We start from the raw sequence: 15,539 nt of genomic DNA on the forward strand, positions 1-15,539 counted from the left end.
TTTTTTGACCAGCAATGCCGCTGCGGCGCAGAGCCCGTTCGACCCGGAACGCTCCCGGATCGGGCGGGTGCTTTGTTTCGCCGCGCATCCGGACGACATCGACTTCGGGGCCGCCGGCACGATTGCCGCCTGGACCGCAGCGGGGGTGGAGGTCAGTTACTGCATCATGACCGACGGCGACGCGGGCGGCTTCGACCCGGAACAGCGGGACGAAATCGTGCGGCTGCGGAACGAGGAGCAGCGCCGCGCCGCTGCCCTGGTCGGTGTCACGGACATCCACTACCTGCACGAGCGCGACGGCTACCTCGAGCCCACGCATGAGGTGATCCGGGAGGTGGTTCGGCTGATCCGTCAGCTGCGGCCCGACGTCGTGCTTGCCATGCACCCCGAACGGAACTGGGACCGGATCCAGAAGAGCCACCCGGACCACCTGGCCGTAGGGGAGGCGGTGACCCGGGCGGTGTATCCGGCGCTGGAGAACCCGTTTGCCTACCCGGAGCTGGCTGCAGCGGGCCTCGAGGCGTACAAGCTGCCGTGGCTGTGGCTCTTCGCCGGGCCGGAGGAGCGGGAGAACCACTTCGTGGACGTCACAGACCAGGTGGACGCCAAGCTCGCCGCGATCCACATCCACGTGAGCCAGCATCCCGACGTCGAAGCGATGGGGCGTACCGTGCGGAGCCTGATGATGCGGACTGCCGAGCGCGCCGGGCTGCCTGCCGGCCGCAGCGCCGAGGCCTTCCATGTGGTCACCGTGAACGGACCGGGCACCATCGCGGGCTTCTAGTGTTGCCCCCGGCCCGCGGCTGTTCTAAGCTGGCCTCGGTTTAAATCATATTTATTTTGGAAGGCAGACCTTTGATGGCGAAGACTGCGCAGCACCCCGTCCTCGTGGTCATGGGTGTGTCAGGATCGGGTAAATCAACCGTGGCCGGCCTGGTGGCAAGCCGGCTCGGCTGGGATCTCGCCGAAGGCGATGACCTGCACCCGCCGGCCAACGTGGCCAAGATGCACTCCGGCCAGCCGCTCACCGACGATGACCGCTGGCCATGGCTGGAGTCCATCGCCGACTGGATCAGGGCCCACACCGCGTCCGGAACCCCGGGGGTGATCACGTGTTCGGCGCTGAAGAAACGCTACCGGGACGTCCTGCGCGGTGAAGGCGTGGTGTTTGTCTTCCTGGAAGGAACCAAGGACCGCATCTCGGACCGGCTCGCCTCCCGCCATGGACATTTCATGCCCCCCGCGCTGCTCGCGTCCCAGTTCGAGGCACTCGAAGCCCCCACTGAGGACGAGAACTTCATTTCCCTGTCCGTCACCGCGACGCCGGCGGAGGAAGCACAGGAAGTCATCGACCGTCTGGGCCTGGAGGCCAGCCGCTCCACCCGCCCGTAGCCTTGCTTTGCTCGGAGCCTAGGCTCCGAGCGGGGCGGCCGCCACCGTCGGCAGGGTCGGCGCGGTCGAGCCGCCGGCCGGTTCCACCGTGATGCCCAGGGACGCCGCGGTGCGGATACCCGTGACCACGGCGGGCTTCGACAATGCCTCGGCGTCCATGAGGCCCTGCGATACCGGGGCGGAACCGTCCTTCGGGATCAACCACATCTGGTAGACCTTGCCCGGCGGCGGCGGCGGGACGTTGTTCATCTTGACCACCACGGCGTCCTTGGACGGGGAGACGGCCACGGTGGCGGTGCCACCGCCCGCCACGTCGACGGTAGCCTGGCGGACGTCGCCGGCCTGCATGACCTGGTTGAGGGGATCGTTCTGGTTCGCCATATAGGCGCCGACGCCGACACCGCCGACGGCGATAACGGCGGCGGCCGCGATACCCACGAGCCAGTTGCGCATACCCTGCGGCCGGCGTCGCTCTTCCCGGCGGCGGCGGGCCGCACTGAGTTCATCGGCGGGCAACCCGGGGGATTCCGCCGGCGGCGGGACGGCATCGGGCGCCGCAAGGCCGGGCTGCTGTCCCGGGCCGGCATCCTGTGCCGGAAGGGATGCGAGGATGCGGTCCAGGAGTCCGGCCGGCGGTTCTGCCTCCACGGCGAAGCTCGCCGCGAGGGTCTCCTGCGCCTGGCGGACGCGTTCGTAGAAGGCGGTGCGCTCCGCGGCCGGCGCGGCGGCGAAGTACTGCTCGATGGCTGCCCGCTCGGCGTCGTCGACGGCGTTGACGGCGTACAGCTCCGCGAGGTCCACGGCCCTGCCGGAGGAGAGGTCCGTGGCGATATCAGCCCCGAAGGGGCCGGGAACACGTGCGTTGTTGTGCGCATTCATGTCGGTCATCTCAACTCACCCCCAAGCAGGTCTTCAGTCGGATCAGTCCGTCGCGGATGCGGGACTTGATGGTGGGGACGGCCGCGTTCAGCTTTTCTGCTACTTCCCGGTACGTGAGGCCGCCGTAGTAGGCGAGCCGCACCGATTCCTGCTGCGTGTCCGTCAGCGTCCCGAGGCAGCGGGCCACCGCCTCGGCCTCAAGCCGGTTCCCGACCTCGTCGGAGACGGAATCGTGGGCGATGTCCTGGCTGCTGGCGCCGTACTTCGCTTCCCGGTCGCTGGACGACTGGGAGGAGCGGACCTTGTCCACGGCCCGCCGGTGCGAGATGGTCATGAGCCAGGCGAGGGGGCTGCCGGCGTCGGAATTGAATTTGGACGCATTCTGCCAGACCTGGAGGAAGACTTCCTGGGTGGTGTCCTCGCTGAGCTCGGGATCGATCAGGACGCGGCGGGCCATGCCGTAGACGCGCCGGGAGGTGAGCCGGTAGAACTCGGCGAACGCGGCCTGGTCGCCCTGCGCGATCTGTTCCAGCAGAACACCCAGCCGGCCGTTGACGTCGACTGAGGCGGCTGGGGGAGTGGCAGCCTCGGAATTCGGGGCGTTGGGAGTGTCCATCACCTCCAAGCATAAGGCGCCGGGCGACCCCGGGTCAGGACACTCTGCTCCCGGAGCGTCGGCGCCCGCGCGCCGGCGGGCCGGTCGCTGGTCCAATTGCACTATGGTCACCTGCCGTTCCTCGCTCCTTCCCCGTGCTCCTGCGGCTGCCTCCAGCGGGCTTCACAGGTGATTCGGCGCGGCGGGAGGCGCGGATGGGCGCAGGGAGGTGCACACTTCGCGCACTCCGGAGTTGCCGGCTAGATCCGCGCCCCGGCGAAGCCGTTCTGGCGCCAGGCCTCATAGACAGCGATCGAGGCGGCGTTGGCGAGGTTCAGCGAGCGCAGGGCGGGGAGCATGGGCAGGCGGACGCGGGAGGTCACATGGGGATCGTTCTTGAGCTCTTCGGAAAGCCCCACCGACTCGCGGCCGAACAGCAGGACATCCCCCGGGCGGTAGCTGATGTCCGTGTAGGAGACGTCGCCGTCCGAGGTGAATGCAAAGACGCGCTCCGGCGCCAGGGCCTGCCAGGCAGCGTCGATGTCCGGGTGGACGGTCACGACGGCGAGGTCGTGGTAGTCCAGGCCGGCGCGCCGCAGTTTGGCGTCGGAGAAATCAAAGCCCAGCGGTTCCACCAGGTGCAGCTGTGCCCCGGTGATTGCGGCAAGCCGGATGGCATTGCCGGTGTTGCCGGGTATTTCGGGAGTATGGAAGAGGATTCGGAACACCGTTCCATCCTAGCGAGCCCTTGCCGCGTCAGACGCCGCTAGTGCATTCCGCGCAGCAGCCGCGCGAGCACCGGCACCGCGACGGTGTTGGGCGCCGGGCCGGAGCTCAGGAACTGCTTCAGCCCCCGCGCCAGGCCTGCCCCGTTCACCACCTGCACTGTGTCGTGGGCACCGGTGCGGCGGTGCCGGTCGATGACGGGTTCGTGCAGGTTGCCGTCGGTGCTGTGCACCACCGTCCAGCCCGTGACATTCAGCTCGGGGAAGATGTCCTGCATCCGGCGCACCACGTGGGCCAGCTGCGGCGGGGCAATCGACCGGCCGCCGTGCGTCAGGGAGCTGCCGTTCCAGGCGTAGGCCCCCGGTGGAAGCAGCATGGAACCGATCACCGCCATCCGGTAGCCGGCGAGGACCACGTGGTCAATGGAGCTGTTGTCTGCCGGTGACCGCAGGCCGTTGAGGAGGCGGGCGGCAGGAATGGCGGGGAGGATCTGGCGGCTTATCAGCTGCACGGTCCGCATTTCCCGCTGGATCCTGGCCTCTGCACCGAAAATGCCGCGCTTCCGGGGCAGCCCGTGCACCTGCTGGCGCGCCAGTTCCTCCGGGATCAGCGGCACCTCGCCGGTCTGGGCGTACTGCTCAAAGGGCGGAACATACACGGGGGCGTCCGCCGCGGTGTTGCGGGGGGTGTTCGGGCGCCGGACATTGGCGGAAGCCCGGCTGCCGGCCGCCGGGGCATCGAAGTGCGCATCCTCGTGACCGGAGGGCCAGGTGTCTGAGGGTCCGGGATCCGAGGTCCCGCCAAACGGGCCGCGGCCTCTGCCGTAGGAACGGTCGTAGTCGGCACGGCTCCGGGCATCGATCAGTGTCTCGTAGGCGAGGGTCACCCGCCGGAAGGCTGCGGGATCGCCGCCGTGGTCCGGGTGCGCGGTACGGGCGGCCTTGCGGTAAGCCACCTTGATTTCCTTGTCCGTCGCCGTCACCGGGATGCGCAGGACCTGGTAGTGCGAGCTGTTCCCCTGGGTCAACCAAGAATCCTTTACGTTGATGGTGCCGGCCCGTCCTGGACGGCCGGCACGGCCAGTTTAACCGGCTAGGGGAACAACGTCTCCGCGGTCCCGGATGGTTCCCCTGCGCTGGCCCGCCCCGCCCTTGTCGGGTGGTCCCGGGAACCGTCCGGCACCGCTGCTCCGGATAACCACCGGCAGCCCCGCGGCTACCGGGGCGACTTCGGGGAGAGCCGGTTCAGCGCCAGCGCCCCGACCAGCAGGCCGAAATCACGAAGCGCCACGTCGAAGAAGGACCCGAGCACGAGCAGGTTGACGATGATGCCGAGCAGCCAGGCGGCAACCAGCAGCGATCCGAAACGCGGGCGGAACGCCACTGCCAGTCCGGCGATGATTTCGACGACGCCGACGACGTACATGAAGGTCTGTGCCGGAAGCGGGACCACGGACGTCGCTACCGGTGCCAGATAGACGTTCCAGTCGGTCAGCAGGTTGGTGAACTTGTCCAGGCCGAACAGGATGGGCGCGACTGTGAAGACGGTCCGCAGCAGGAGGAATGCCTGCGGTTCCCGCCCCCGGCGGGCCGTGCGGGTGTCTGCACTGTGGAGTGTTGAGGATTGCATCAGAGGCTCCTTCTAAAAGTAGGTAGCTTGATTTTAGAAGCATCCGATAATTTAAACAATGATCTTGGTTTTAGAACTAGAATGGCCGCATGAGCAGACTTTCGTGGGCGGGCAGGATTGCAGCGCTTGCGTCCCTGGGTGACGGCACCCGGAGAGCGCTGTTCGCCTTTGTTGCCGCCGCAGACGCCCCGGTGAGCCGTAATGACGCAGCCGAAGCGCTGGAGCTGCCGCGGAGCACTGCCTCGTTCCACCTGGACCGGATGGTGCACGACGGGCTCCTGGCGGTGGAGTTCCGGAAGCTCGGGGGCCGCGAGGGGCCCGGTTCAGGCCGTCCCGCCAAGCTCTACAGGGCCGCAGTCCAGGAAGTGGCCGCCTCCGTCCCGGAGCGCAATTACGATCTTGCCGCGGAACTGCTGGTTTCCGCGATCGAGGAGTCCGCGGCGGGGGGCGTCCCGGCTCGCGACGCGCTGGTCCGGTCCGCACGCGCGCGCGGCCAGGGGGCGGCCGGCGGTGTGCAGGGCGCGGCTGCATTCGAGCAGCTGCTCACGGCGGAGGGTTACCGGCCCGAGGACGACGGCGAGGGCGGGCTCGTGCTGCTGAACTGCCCCTTCCACCGGATCGCTGCGGGCCATGCGGACGTGGTCTGTGCCATGAACGGTGCCTTCCTGGGCGGCGCCGCCGAAGGCTGCGGCATTCCTCCCGAGCGCGTGGAGGCGCTGGCAGTCGAGGAACTGAGGAAGAGCGGAGCCGCGCGGCCGGGACAGTGCTGCGCCCGGATCCGGCCGCAGTGACCGCGCGGCTTCAGGCTGCGTTGAGCCCGGCCTTGCCCTTGGCCCTGGCCCTGCCCTTGGTCCCGGTCAACAGGACGCCGGCGACCACCAATGTGCCGCCGAGAACCTGGACCAGCGTCAGGGGTGTGCCCAGCGCGACGGTGATGATGGCGGTGAAGACGACCATCAGGTTGAGGTAGTTTCCTGCCGTGCCCGGCGGGATGGACTTCAGCGCCAGGTTCCACAACAGGTACGCGCCCAGGGACGGGAAGACGGCAATGTAGGCCATGGACCAGCCCTCGGCCGGCGTATCGGGGAACTGTACGTTCAGCGCGAGGGCGAACGGTGCCAGGGTCACTGCCGCCATCACCACCTGCACGGCGGTGGCTGCGATGGCCGGCACGTCCAGCCGGCGGGCAATGATGGTGTAGAAGCCCCAGACAATGATCGCGCCGATCATCAAAAGCTCTCCGGTGTTGATGGAGAGGCTCAGTACCCGCGAGAGCTCGCCCTGGGTCAGCACAAGCAGCACGCCGAATAGGCCGAGGCAGATGCCGAGCCAGCCGAGGCGGGTGGTCTTCTCCCCGAGCAGGACGATAGCCATCACGACGATCAGGGCCGGGTTGGCCGCGGTGATGAGGGAGGCGTTGAGGGCGGAGGTGTAGCCGAGTGCCCCGTACAGCAGCAGGGTGTAGCCGCTCATCCCCAGCGCACTCAGGAACAGGAGTGCGGGCCAGCGGCGCAGCACGGCCCGCCAGTCCGGCTTCTCGACGAACTGGGCCAGGAACAGCAACGGCACGGCCGCCAGCGCCCAGCGCCAGAAGGTCAGCTCCAGCGGGGCCATCGAGGCCACGGAGGCCTTGCCCACCACGTAGTTTCCCGACCAGAACAGGGTGGCCAGGACAAGGTAGAGGGACGCCTTCACCCGCTCGAATGTACACCAGCACGCGGGCCCCGCCCGGCCGCTTCGCCATAGGCCCCGCGGGTAGAATTGGGTTTGTGCCTGTATACCTCGACCATGCCGCCACCACCGCCCTCGCCCCGGAGGCGCTGGCTGCCCTGACGCGCGAACTGGCCCGCACCGGAAACCCCTCCTCGCTCCATGGCTCGGGCCGCCGCGCCCGCCGGGCCGTCGAAGACGCGCGGGAAATGCTGGCGGCGGCCGCCGGGGCCCATCCCTCGGAGGTCATCTTCACCTCGGGCGGGACCGAGTCCGACAACCTGGCGGTTAAGGGTCTGTACTGGGCCCGCCGCTCCGAGAACCCTGCACGGACGCGCATTCTGTGTTCCGCCGTCGAACACCATGCGGTGCTGGACGCCGTCGAGTGGCTGGAACGGCACGAGGGCGCGGAGGTGTGCTGGCTGCCCGTTGACGGAGCAGGAGTGGTGGACCTAGGCGTGCTGCAGGCCGAGCTGTCCCGGGATCCGGCATCGATCGCCCTGGTGACGGTGATGTGGGCCAATAACGAAGTCGGCACCATCCAGCCGGTCGGCCGGATTGTCGAACTGGCGCACGCGGCCGGAGTTCCCGTGCACTCCGATGCCGTACAGGCCTTCGGCTCCCTGCCCGTGGATTTCCGCGGCAGCGGCCTTGATGCCATGTCCGTCTCGGGGCACAAAATCGGCGGACCTGTCGGCGTCGGCGCGCTCCTCCTGGGCCGGGCGGTAAAGCTGACCCCGGTCCAGCACGGTGGGGGCCAGGAACGGGATGTCCGGTCCGGTACCCTCGATACTGCCTCGATCGCCGCCTTCGCCGCGGCTGCCGAGGCCGCCTCGGCAAAGCTGCCCGGGGAGGCCGCCCGGATAGCCGCTCTGCGGGACCGCTTGATCGACGGCGTTCTGGCCGCGGTTCCCGAGGCCGTGCTGCGCGGCGCCCCGGGGGCCGGGCGGCTGCCGGGCAACGCCCACTTCACCTTCCCCGGCTGCGAGGGCGATTCCCTGCTGTTTCTGCTGGACCTGGCGGGCGTCGAGTCCTCCACCGGTTCGGCGTGTACGGCAGGCGTTCCGCGGCCCTCCCACGTGCTGCTGGCCATGGGCCTGGACGAGTATACGGCCAGGGGCGCGCAGCGCTTCACCCTGGGGCACTCCTCGACGGATGCGGACGTCGACGCCCTGCTGGCTGCCCTGCCGGACGCCTATCTCCGTGCCCGCCAGGCGGGCATGGCCGGACACGAATCAAGCATCCAGACCGCCGCAACCGTTGCCCGTCAATCCGCCCGTCAGGCTGGCGGCAGCAGCTGATCCAGCGGGATGTCCGCGTTCGCCAGGACTGCGGCGCAGAAGGCCCGTCAGGCTTTTGGGGAGGAATCGGCGTGGCGATAGAATGGTCGGCGGGCATTGTGTTATCCCCGGCCGCCCAACCGGCCCGGGGCAAGCGCCCGACAAAGCCTCCCGCCTAACGAAAGCCAGTATGCGAGTTCTTGCAGCCATGAGCGGCGGCGTTGATTCCGCCGTCGCCGCAGCCCGCGCCGTCGAAGCCGGCCACGACGTCGTCGGTGTCCACCTGGCGCTGTCCCGGATGCCGGGCACCCTGCGTACCGGCAGCCGCGGGTGTTGCACCATCGAGGATTCCCGCGACGCCTGGCGTGCCTGTGATGTCCTCGGCATCCCGTATTACGTCTGGGACTTCTCGGAGCGCTTCAAGGAGGACGTGGTCCAGGACTTCATCGACGAGTATGCCGCAGGGCGCACCCCGAACCCGTGCATGCGCTGCAACGAACGGATCAAATTCGCGGCGCTGCTGGAGAAGGCGATCGCCCTGGGCTTCGATGCCGTCTGCACCGGGCACTACGCCAAGGTGATCACCGATGCGGACGGCAACCCCGAGCTGCACCGGGCCGCCGACTGGGCGAAGGACCAGAGCTACGTACTCGGGGTCCTTACCCACGAGCAGCTCAAGCACTCCATGTTCCCGCTGGCCGAGACGCCGTCCAAGGCCGAGGTGCGCGCCGAAGCCGAACGCCGTGGCCTCTCCGTGGCGAACAAGCCCGACAGCCATGACATCTGCTTTATTCCCGACGGCGACACCGCCGGCTGGCTTGCCGAGAAGATTGAGATGACGGCCGGCGACATCGTGGACGAATCCGGCGCCAAAGTCGGCGAACATCCGGGCGCCAACGCGTTCACCGTCGGCCAGCGCCGCGGGTTGAAGCTGGGCACTCCGGCGGCTGACGGCAAGCCCCGCTTTGTCCTGGAGATCAGGCCCAAGGAGAACAAGGTGGTGGTCGGCCCCGAGGCCCTCCTGGCCATCGACGAAATCCGCGGCATCAAGGTCTCCTGGGCCGGGCTGCCGATCGCTGCAATAGCCACCGGTGAGGACTTTGACTGCTACGCGCAGGTCCGCGCGCACGGCGACCCCGTCCCCGCGACCGCCCGGATGGAGGCGGCAGCCGGGGCCGGCGAGCCCGGAAACCTCGTGGTCACGCTGATGGAACCGCTGCGCGGCGTTGCGCCCGGACAGACGGTGGTCCTCTACCAGGGCAGCCGCGTCCTGGGACAGGCGACCATCGACGCTGCGCGTTCGCTGCAGCGCGAGGCGCTCTGACAGCACGGGGCCGTCAGCCCCCGGCGCGCCGGCGCCACGTCCCTTTAGGACCTGATTCCCAATAGGAGCACCGCACATATTCGATGTGCGGTGCTCCTTGGCGATTAACGCCTTCCTCCGGCCGGGTGCGGCCGTCCGCGTGCGTGAAAACCGGGCCAAAACCTGAAGATGATGCCGGCGCCCGCATATTCGTGTAAATTTTGTGTCTCATCTCACAGGATGCAGCGAGTCGCCACGCGGTCTTCTGGTTGAATCAAGAAATCAGGACAGTGGCTGCCCGCCGGGCCTGCTTTTGCACCTCAGGGCTGCGCACGTACTCATCGAACAGAAAGTTCACAGATGGCAATGAACAAGAAAGCCCTGCAGAGCGCCATCGCGCTCGCCGGGGTATCGGCCTTCGCACTGACCGCCTGCACCGGGCCCTCCGGCGGCACGACGGCTTCCGGCAGCGCCGCCGGCGGAGGCACCATTACCTACGGAACCACCGACAAGGTCGTCACCCTCGACCCGGCCGGTTCCTATGACGCCGGCTCCTTCATGGTGATGAACCAGATCTACCCGTTCCTGCTCAACTCAAAGCCGGGTACGGCGGATTCCACTCCGGACATCGCGGAGTCCGCATCCTTCACGAGCCCGACCGAATACACGGTAAAGCTCAAGTCGGGGCTGAAGTTCGCCAACGGCCACTCGCTGACTTCCTCCGACGTCAAGTACTCCATCGACCGGGTGGTCAAGATCAATGACCCCAACGGCCCGGCGTCGCTGCTCGGCAACCTGGCTTCGGTGGAGGCCAAGGACGACAGCACTGTGGTCTTCACCCTCAAGCAGGGCAACGACCAGGTCTTCCCGGGCGTTCTGGCCGCGAACTCCGGCCCGATCATCGACGAAGAGGTCTTCCCGGCCGACGCGGTGATGAGCGACGACGACATCGTCAAGGGCAAGCCGTTCGCCGGCCCCTACACGATCGAGAGCTACAAGAAGAATGAACTGGTCAGCCTGAAGGCCAACCCGGACTACAAGGGCCTGCTCGGCAAGCCGGCCAATGACGCCGCCACGATCAAGTACTACGCGGATTCGAACAACCTCAAGCTGGACGTCCAGCAGGGCAACATCGACGTCGCCGGCCGCAGCCTGACCGCAACGGACGCCGCGGACCTCGAGAAGGATTCCAAGGTCAAGGTGCACAAGGGCCCCGGCGGCGAGCTGCGCTACATCGTGTTCAACTTCGACACCATGCCGTTCGGTGCCAAGACAGCTGAAGCCGATCCCGCCAAGGCGCTCGCCGTCCGCCAGGCGATGGCCAATGTGGTGGACCGCGACGCGATTGCCACCCAGGTCTACAAGGGCACGTACCTGCCGGCCTACTCCGTCGTTCCCGACGGCTTCGTCGGAGCGATCCAGCCGCTCAAGGAAATGTATGGCGACGGTTCCGGCAAGCCCAGCCTCGAGAAGGCCAAGAAGGCCTTTGCCGACGCCGGTGTCACGGCTCCGGTCACCCTCAAGCTGCAGTACAACCCGGACCACTACGGCAAGTCCTCGGGCGATGAGTACGCCATGATCAAGGAGCAGCTGGAGAAGTCGGGCCTGTTCAAGGTCGACCTGCAGTCCACGGAGTGGGTCACCTACTCCAAGGACCGGACGGCCGATGCCTACCCGGTGTACCAGCTGGGCTGGTTCCCCGACTATTCGGATGCGGACAACTACCTCACGCCCTTCTTCATCCCGAACAACTTCCTGAAGAACCACTATGAGAACCCGGCTGTCACGGACCTGGTCGGCAAGCAGCTGACCACGGTGGACAAGTCGGAACGCGAAAAGGTGCTTGGCGAGGCCCAGACGGCCGTGGCCAAGGACCTCTCCACCCTGCCCCTGCTGCAGGGCGCCCAGCTGATGGTCGCGGGGAAGGACGTCAAGGGTGTCGAAAAGACCCTCGACGCCTCCTTCAAGACCCGTCTTGGAGTAATTTCCAAGTAGCGCACATCCCCATCCGGTTCTAACCAGCCACGGAGGCGGGACGCCTGCACGGCGTCCCGCCTTTCCTGCCGGTAGGAACAACAGATTCCCGACGCCCACGAGGCCGGGGGAACCGCACATTTAGGTACCAATGACTACACTTATCGAGGCGCCGCCAACTGACGCCGACGGCCTTCTGCCGACCAGGAAGAAGAAGTCCGGTGGGGGACTGGGCCAGTACATCCTCATCAGGTTCCTGCTGATTTTTCCGACGATCCTCATCCTCGTCACCATGGTGTTCTTCCTGATGCGGATAACCGGTGACCCCATTACAGCCGCCCTCGGCGGCCGCCTTCCGCCGGAACAGCTGCACGAGCGCATCATTGCCGCCGGTTACGACCGGCCCATCTTCGTGCAGTACTTCGAATACCTCGGCCAGCTCGTCACCGGAAACTTCGGCACGACCCTGTCGGACAACCGCAAGGTCTCGGAGATGCTCACCACCTACGGCTCCGCCACGCTGGAGCTCGCCATCAACGCCGTCCTCGTGGCCCTGGTCGTGGGCATCCCGCTCGGCATGCTCGCGGCGCACCGGCGTGACAAAGCCCCCGACGCCGTCCTGCGGATCTTCGCGATCCTCTGCTATGCAACGCCCGTCTTTTTCGCCGGCATGCTGCTCAAGCTCACCTTCGCGGTGTGGCTGGGCTGGCTCCCGGTCGCGGGGCGCGCGAAAACCTCCAGCGAACTGGCCCTCACCGCGCTTCAGGCGCCGACCGGCATTTACTGGCTCGATGCCATCCGCAGCGGCAATTCGGCGGCGCTGGGGGACGTGATGGCGCATGCCGTCCTTCCCGCCCTCGCCCTGGGCCTGCTGACCGCCGGGGTCTTCCTGCGGCTCGTCCGCACCAACGTGATCGGGACCCTGGGGAAGGACTACGTCGAGGCCGGCCGGTCGCGCGGGGTCAGCGAGTTCCGGCTGGTCACCAAGCACGCCTACAAGCCGGCCCTGATCCCCATCATCACCGTGATGGGGCTCCAGATTGCCGTGCTGCTGGGCGGGGCGGTCCTGACGGAGACCACCTTCGAATGGAAGGGGCTGGGATTCCAGCTCGCCACCTACCTGACGGCACGGGACTTCGTGGCCGTCCAGGGCATCGTGGTCCTCCTCGCGGTGATCGTGGCCGTGACCAACTTCATCGTGGACATTGTCGCCGCGCTGATCGACCCGCGCGTGAGGTACTGAAATGACCATCGAACCCACCATTGCAGCGGAAAACCGCCGCTCACCCTGGTACCGCCGGCTCCCGGTCGTATCCCACTTCAACAAGAGCGTCGGCCTGCAGCGGGGCATGCTCGTGGCCGGGCTTGTCCTGACCGGCGTCTTCCTGCTGACGGCGGTCTTCGCGCCCCTGATCGCCCCCTACGGCTTTTCCCAGATCTCCGACGCCGGCGGGGGCTTCCCCGCGCAGGAGGCGCCGGGCGGCCGCCACTTCATGGGCACCACCGTCGGCGGCTATGACGTTTTCTCCCGGGTCGTCTGGGGCGCGCAGACCGCCGCCCTGGTCATCGTCGTCGCGGTCATCATGTCCATCTTCATCGGCGTCATCCTGGGTCTGGTCAGCGGCTACATCGGTGGCTGGCTGGACCGGATCCTCGTGGTCATCGCCGACGCCGTCTACGCGTTTCCCTCCCTGCTCGTGGCGATCGTAATGGCGATCGTGATCAGCGGAGGACGCTCAAGCCTGTGGGGCGGCATCCTGGCCGCCGCGATCTCCATCACCGTGGTCTTCATCCCGCAGTACTTCCGCGTCATCCGGGCCGAAACGATCCGGCTGAAGGCCGAGCCCTTCGTGGAATCGGCGAAGGTCGTGGGTGCCTCCAACGTCCGCATCATGAGCCGCCACATCTTCAAGAACGCCACCCGGACCCTGCCGCTGATCTTCACCCTCAATGCCTCCGAGGCCATCCTGACCCTCGCCGGCCTGGGTTTCCTCGGTTTCGGCATCGAACCGACCTCCGCTGCCGAGTGGGGGTTCGACCTCAACAAGGCCCTTGCTGACACCACCTCCGGCATCTGGTGGACGGGCGTGTTTCCCGGCTCGGCGATTGTGCTCACCGTCCTGGGGCTGACGCTGGTCGGGGAAAGCATCAACGACCTCAATGATCCCCGCCTCCGCGGCCGCAAGCGGGCCTCCGCCGGCAAGAACGGCCCGGAGGCTCCGGCAGCGGCCCAGGCAGCAATCGACGCAGAAGTGAGAAGTTCATGACCACCAACATCGACAGGCAGGGCCGCGGTCCCGGGCCCGTGCTGGACATCGAGAACCTCAAGGTCACGTTCGCGACCGACGCCGGTGACGTGCATGCCGTCAAGGACGTCAGCTTCGAGGTCAACCCCGGCGAGGTCGTCGCCATTGTGGGCGAGTCCGGCTCCGGCAAGACCGTCACGGCGAAGACCATCCTGGGACTGCTCCCGGAGACCGCGCTCAGCTCCGGGGCGGTCCTGATCAACGGCAACAACGTGATCAGCGTCAGTGCCTCGAAGCTCCGCCAGATCCGAGGGCGCGACGTCGCCATGGTCTTCCAGGAGCCGTCCACCGCCCTCAACCCGGTCTTTACGGTGGGCTGGCAGATCGCCGAAGGCATCCGCGCCCACGCGGGCCGCGCCGGAACCGGGCGCATCAGCGCCAAGGATGCGAAATCCCGGGCCGTCGAGGCCCTCCGCAAGGTCGGCATCCCGGATCCGGAAACCCGGGTCAACTACTATCCGCACCAGTTCTCCGGCGGGCAGAAGCAACGCGTCGTCATCGCGGCGGCGTTGGCACTGAACCCGGGGCTCATCGTTGCCGACGAACCCACCACCGCCCTGGACGTCACCGTGCAGGCGGAGATCCTGGAGCTGCTGCGCGATCTCCGCGACCAGTACGGCACCTCGATTGTGCTCATCACGCACAACATGGGTGTAGTGGCCGACCTTGCGGACCGCGTGGTGGTGATGTACCAGGGCGACGTCGTCGAAGTGTCAAGCGCAGTGACCCTCTTCGCGGAGCCCAAGCAGGACTACACCAGGAAACTGCTGGCCGCGGTGCCGCACCTGGGCCGGAACTCGGCCTCGGCGGGCCTGGTCGAACGGGCCCACCAGGGCGGAAGGGTGCTGGTCGAGGCCACGGACCTGACCATCGAGTACCCTGGCCGGCTGGGCAGTCCGGCGTTCAAGGCCGTGGACGGCGTGAACTTCACGCTGTCCGAGGGGGAGGTCTTCGGCCTCGTGGGCGAGTCCGGCTCCGGCAAGACCACCATCGGCCGCGCCATCGCAGGGCTCAACAAAACCACGGGCGGAAGCCTGAAGGTGCTCGACTACGAGATGCTGGGCCTGAAGGAGCGTTCCTTCAAGCCGCTGCGCAAGCAGATCGGCTTTGTGTTCCAGGATCCGGCCGCATCCTTCAACCCGCAGCTGACCATCGGTGACTGCATCGCGGAGCCCCTCGTCGTCCATAGCCGGCCGACCCCCGCGCAGGCCCGCCAGCGGACCCGTGAGCTGCTGGAATCGGTGCAGCTCCCGGCCTCCTATGCCGAGCGGTTCCCGCACGAACTCTCCGGCGGCCAGCGGCAGCGCGCCTCGCTGGCGCGGGCGCTGATCCTGAACCCGAAGCTGCTGATCGCCGACGAACCGACGTCGGCCTTGGACGTTTCGGTCCAGGCGAAGGTGCTGGAGCTGTTCAAGGAGATCCAGGCCGAGTTTGGCTTCGCCTGCCTGTTCATCAGCCACGACCTGGCCGTGGTGGACATCCTGTCCCACTGGGTGGGGGTGCTCTACAAGGGCAAGATGGTGGAGCAGGGCCTCGGGAACCAGGTGATGGGCAACCCGCAGCACCCCTACACCCGGAAGCTCATTGCATCACTGCCTGTCCCCGACCCCACCGAGCAGGCGCGGCGGCGGGCAGAATTCCGTGCCGTGCTGCACAGCTGAGGCTCCTCCCGCACCTGCCGCGAGGGACATGCCCACCGTTTTAGCGAACGGTGGGCATGTCCCTTTTCCGGCGGGAAGCGTGCC

15 protein-coding genes are annotated in these 15,539 nt (G+C 67.4%); 9 read left to right on the top strand and 6 right to left on the bottom strand.

Annotated features, from left to right (window positions below; all coding sequences use genetic code 11):
• Positions 1-4: 4 nt before the first annotated feature.
• Together QFZ65_RS07225 and QFZ65_RS07230 are read left to right on the top strand one after the other, a co-directional pair.
• Entirely contained in the window at positions 5-784 is a 780-nt protein-coding gene (locus QFZ65_RS07225) for a PIG-L deacetylase family protein (RefSeq protein WP_306909378.1), read from the top strand.
• A 74-nt stretch (positions 785-858) separates the two neighbouring features.
• Positions 859-1,392, top strand: coding sequence for a gluconokinase (locus QFZ65_RS07230; protein WP_306909379.1), 534 nt, complete (start codon positions 859-861; stop codon positions 1,390-1,392).
• A gap of 18 nt (positions 1,393-1,410) precedes the next feature.
• On the opposite strand, the gene QFZ65_RS07235 is transcribed toward QFZ65_RS07230, so the two are convergent.
• The 5 genes from QFZ65_RS07235 to QFZ65_RS07255 all read right to left on the bottom strand — a co-directional run bounded on the left by QFZ65_RS07235 (position 1,411) and on the right by QFZ65_RS07255 (position 5,221).
• The gene (locus tag QFZ65_RS07235) at positions 1,411-2,280 is read right to left on the bottom strand and encodes an anti-sigma factor (protein WP_306909381.1); all 870 of its coding nucleotides are present in this window, start codon (positions 2,278-2,280) and stop codon (positions 1,411-1,413) included.
• 1 nt (position 2,281) lies between these two features.
• Entirely contained in the window at positions 2,282-2,887 is a 606-nt protein-coding gene (locus QFZ65_RS07240; RefSeq protein WP_306909383.1) for a sigma-70 family RNA polymerase sigma factor, read from the bottom strand.
• Between the two features lie 239 nt (positions 2,888-3,126).
• Positions 3,127-3,594 (bottom strand): tRNA (cytidine(34)-2'-O)-methyltransferase, encoded by a 468-nt coding sequence (locus QFZ65_RS07245; RefSeq protein WP_306909385.1) that lies wholly within the window; start codon positions 3,592-3,594, stop codon positions 3,127-3,129.
• A gap of 38 nt (positions 3,595-3,632) precedes the next feature.
• On the bottom strand, positions 3,633-4,619 hold the full coding sequence (locus tag QFZ65_RS07250) for a J domain-containing protein (protein WP_306909387.1): 987 nt from the start codon (positions 4,617-4,619) through the stop codon (positions 3,633-3,635).
• A 188-nt stretch (positions 4,620-4,807) separates the two neighbouring features.
• Complete coding sequence (locus QFZ65_RS07255) at positions 4,808-5,221, bottom strand: hypothetical protein (protein ID WP_306909389.1); 414 nt, start codon at positions 5,219-5,221, stop codon at positions 4,808-4,810.
• An 89-nt stretch (positions 5,222-5,310) separates the two neighbouring features.
• On the opposite strand from QFZ65_RS07255, the gene QFZ65_RS07260 reads away from it, so the two are divergent.
• Positions 5,311-6,012 (top strand): metalloregulator ArsR/SmtB family transcription factor, encoded by a 702-nt coding sequence (locus QFZ65_RS07260; RefSeq protein ID WP_306909391.1) that lies wholly within the window; start codon positions 5,311-5,313, stop codon positions 6,010-6,012.
• A 10-nt stretch (positions 6,013-6,022) separates the two neighbouring features.
• Here the strand turns inward: QFZ65_RS07260 and QFZ65_RS07265 are convergent, their stop codons facing one another.
• Positions 6,023-6,916 (bottom strand): DMT family transporter, encoded by an 894-nt coding sequence (locus tag QFZ65_RS07265; protein ID WP_306909392.1) that lies wholly within the window; start codon positions 6,914-6,916, stop codon positions 6,023-6,025.
• 74 nt (positions 6,917-6,990) lie between these two features.
• Between QFZ65_RS07265 and QFZ65_RS07270 the strand changes: the two genes are divergently transcribed.
• The 6 genes from QFZ65_RS07270 (at position 6,991) to QFZ65_RS07295 (ending at position 15,455) form a co-directional block, all read left to right on the top strand.
• A complete protein-coding gene (locus tag QFZ65_RS07270) occupies positions 6,991-8,232 on the top strand; it encodes a cysteine desulfurase family protein (protein WP_306909393.1) in 1,242 nt (413 codons plus the stop codon).
• Between the two features lie 169 nt (positions 8,233-8,401).
• Positions 8,402-9,535, top strand: a complete 1,134-nt coding sequence (mnmA, locus tag QFZ65_RS07275) for a tRNA 2-thiouridine(34) synthase MnmA (RefSeq protein WP_306909394.1) — start codon at positions 8,402-8,404, stop codon at positions 9,533-9,535.
• 339 nt (positions 9,536-9,874) lie between these two features.
• Positions 9,875-11,509 (top strand): ABC transporter substrate-binding protein, encoded by a 1,635-nt coding sequence (locus QFZ65_RS07280; protein WP_306909396.1) that lies wholly within the window; start codon positions 9,875-9,877, stop codon positions 11,507-11,509.
• A 130-nt stretch (positions 11,510-11,639) separates the two neighbouring features.
• Positions 11,640-12,731, top strand: a complete 1,092-nt coding sequence (locus tag QFZ65_RS07285) for an ABC transporter permease (RefSeq protein ID WP_306909398.1) — start codon at positions 11,640-11,642, stop codon at positions 12,729-12,731.
• Position 12,732: 1 nt separating this feature from the next.
• Positions 12,733-13,755 (top strand): ABC transporter permease, encoded by a 1,023-nt coding sequence (locus QFZ65_RS07290; RefSeq protein ID WP_306909400.1) that lies wholly within the window; start codon positions 12,733-12,735, stop codon positions 13,753-13,755.
• Complete coding sequence (locus QFZ65_RS07295; protein WP_306909402.1) at positions 13,752-15,455, top strand: ABC transporter ATP-binding protein; 1,704 nt, start codon at positions 13,752-13,754, stop codon at positions 15,453-15,455. The genes QFZ65_RS07290 and QFZ65_RS07295 overlap by 4 nt, the downstream gene beginning before the upstream one ends.
• Positions 15,456-15,539 lie beyond the last annotated feature (84 nt).

Source organism: Arthrobacter sp. B3I9 (assembly GCF_030816935.1).
Classification (GTDB): domain Bacteria; phylum Actinomycetota; class Actinomycetes; order Actinomycetales; family Micrococcaceae; genus Arthrobacter.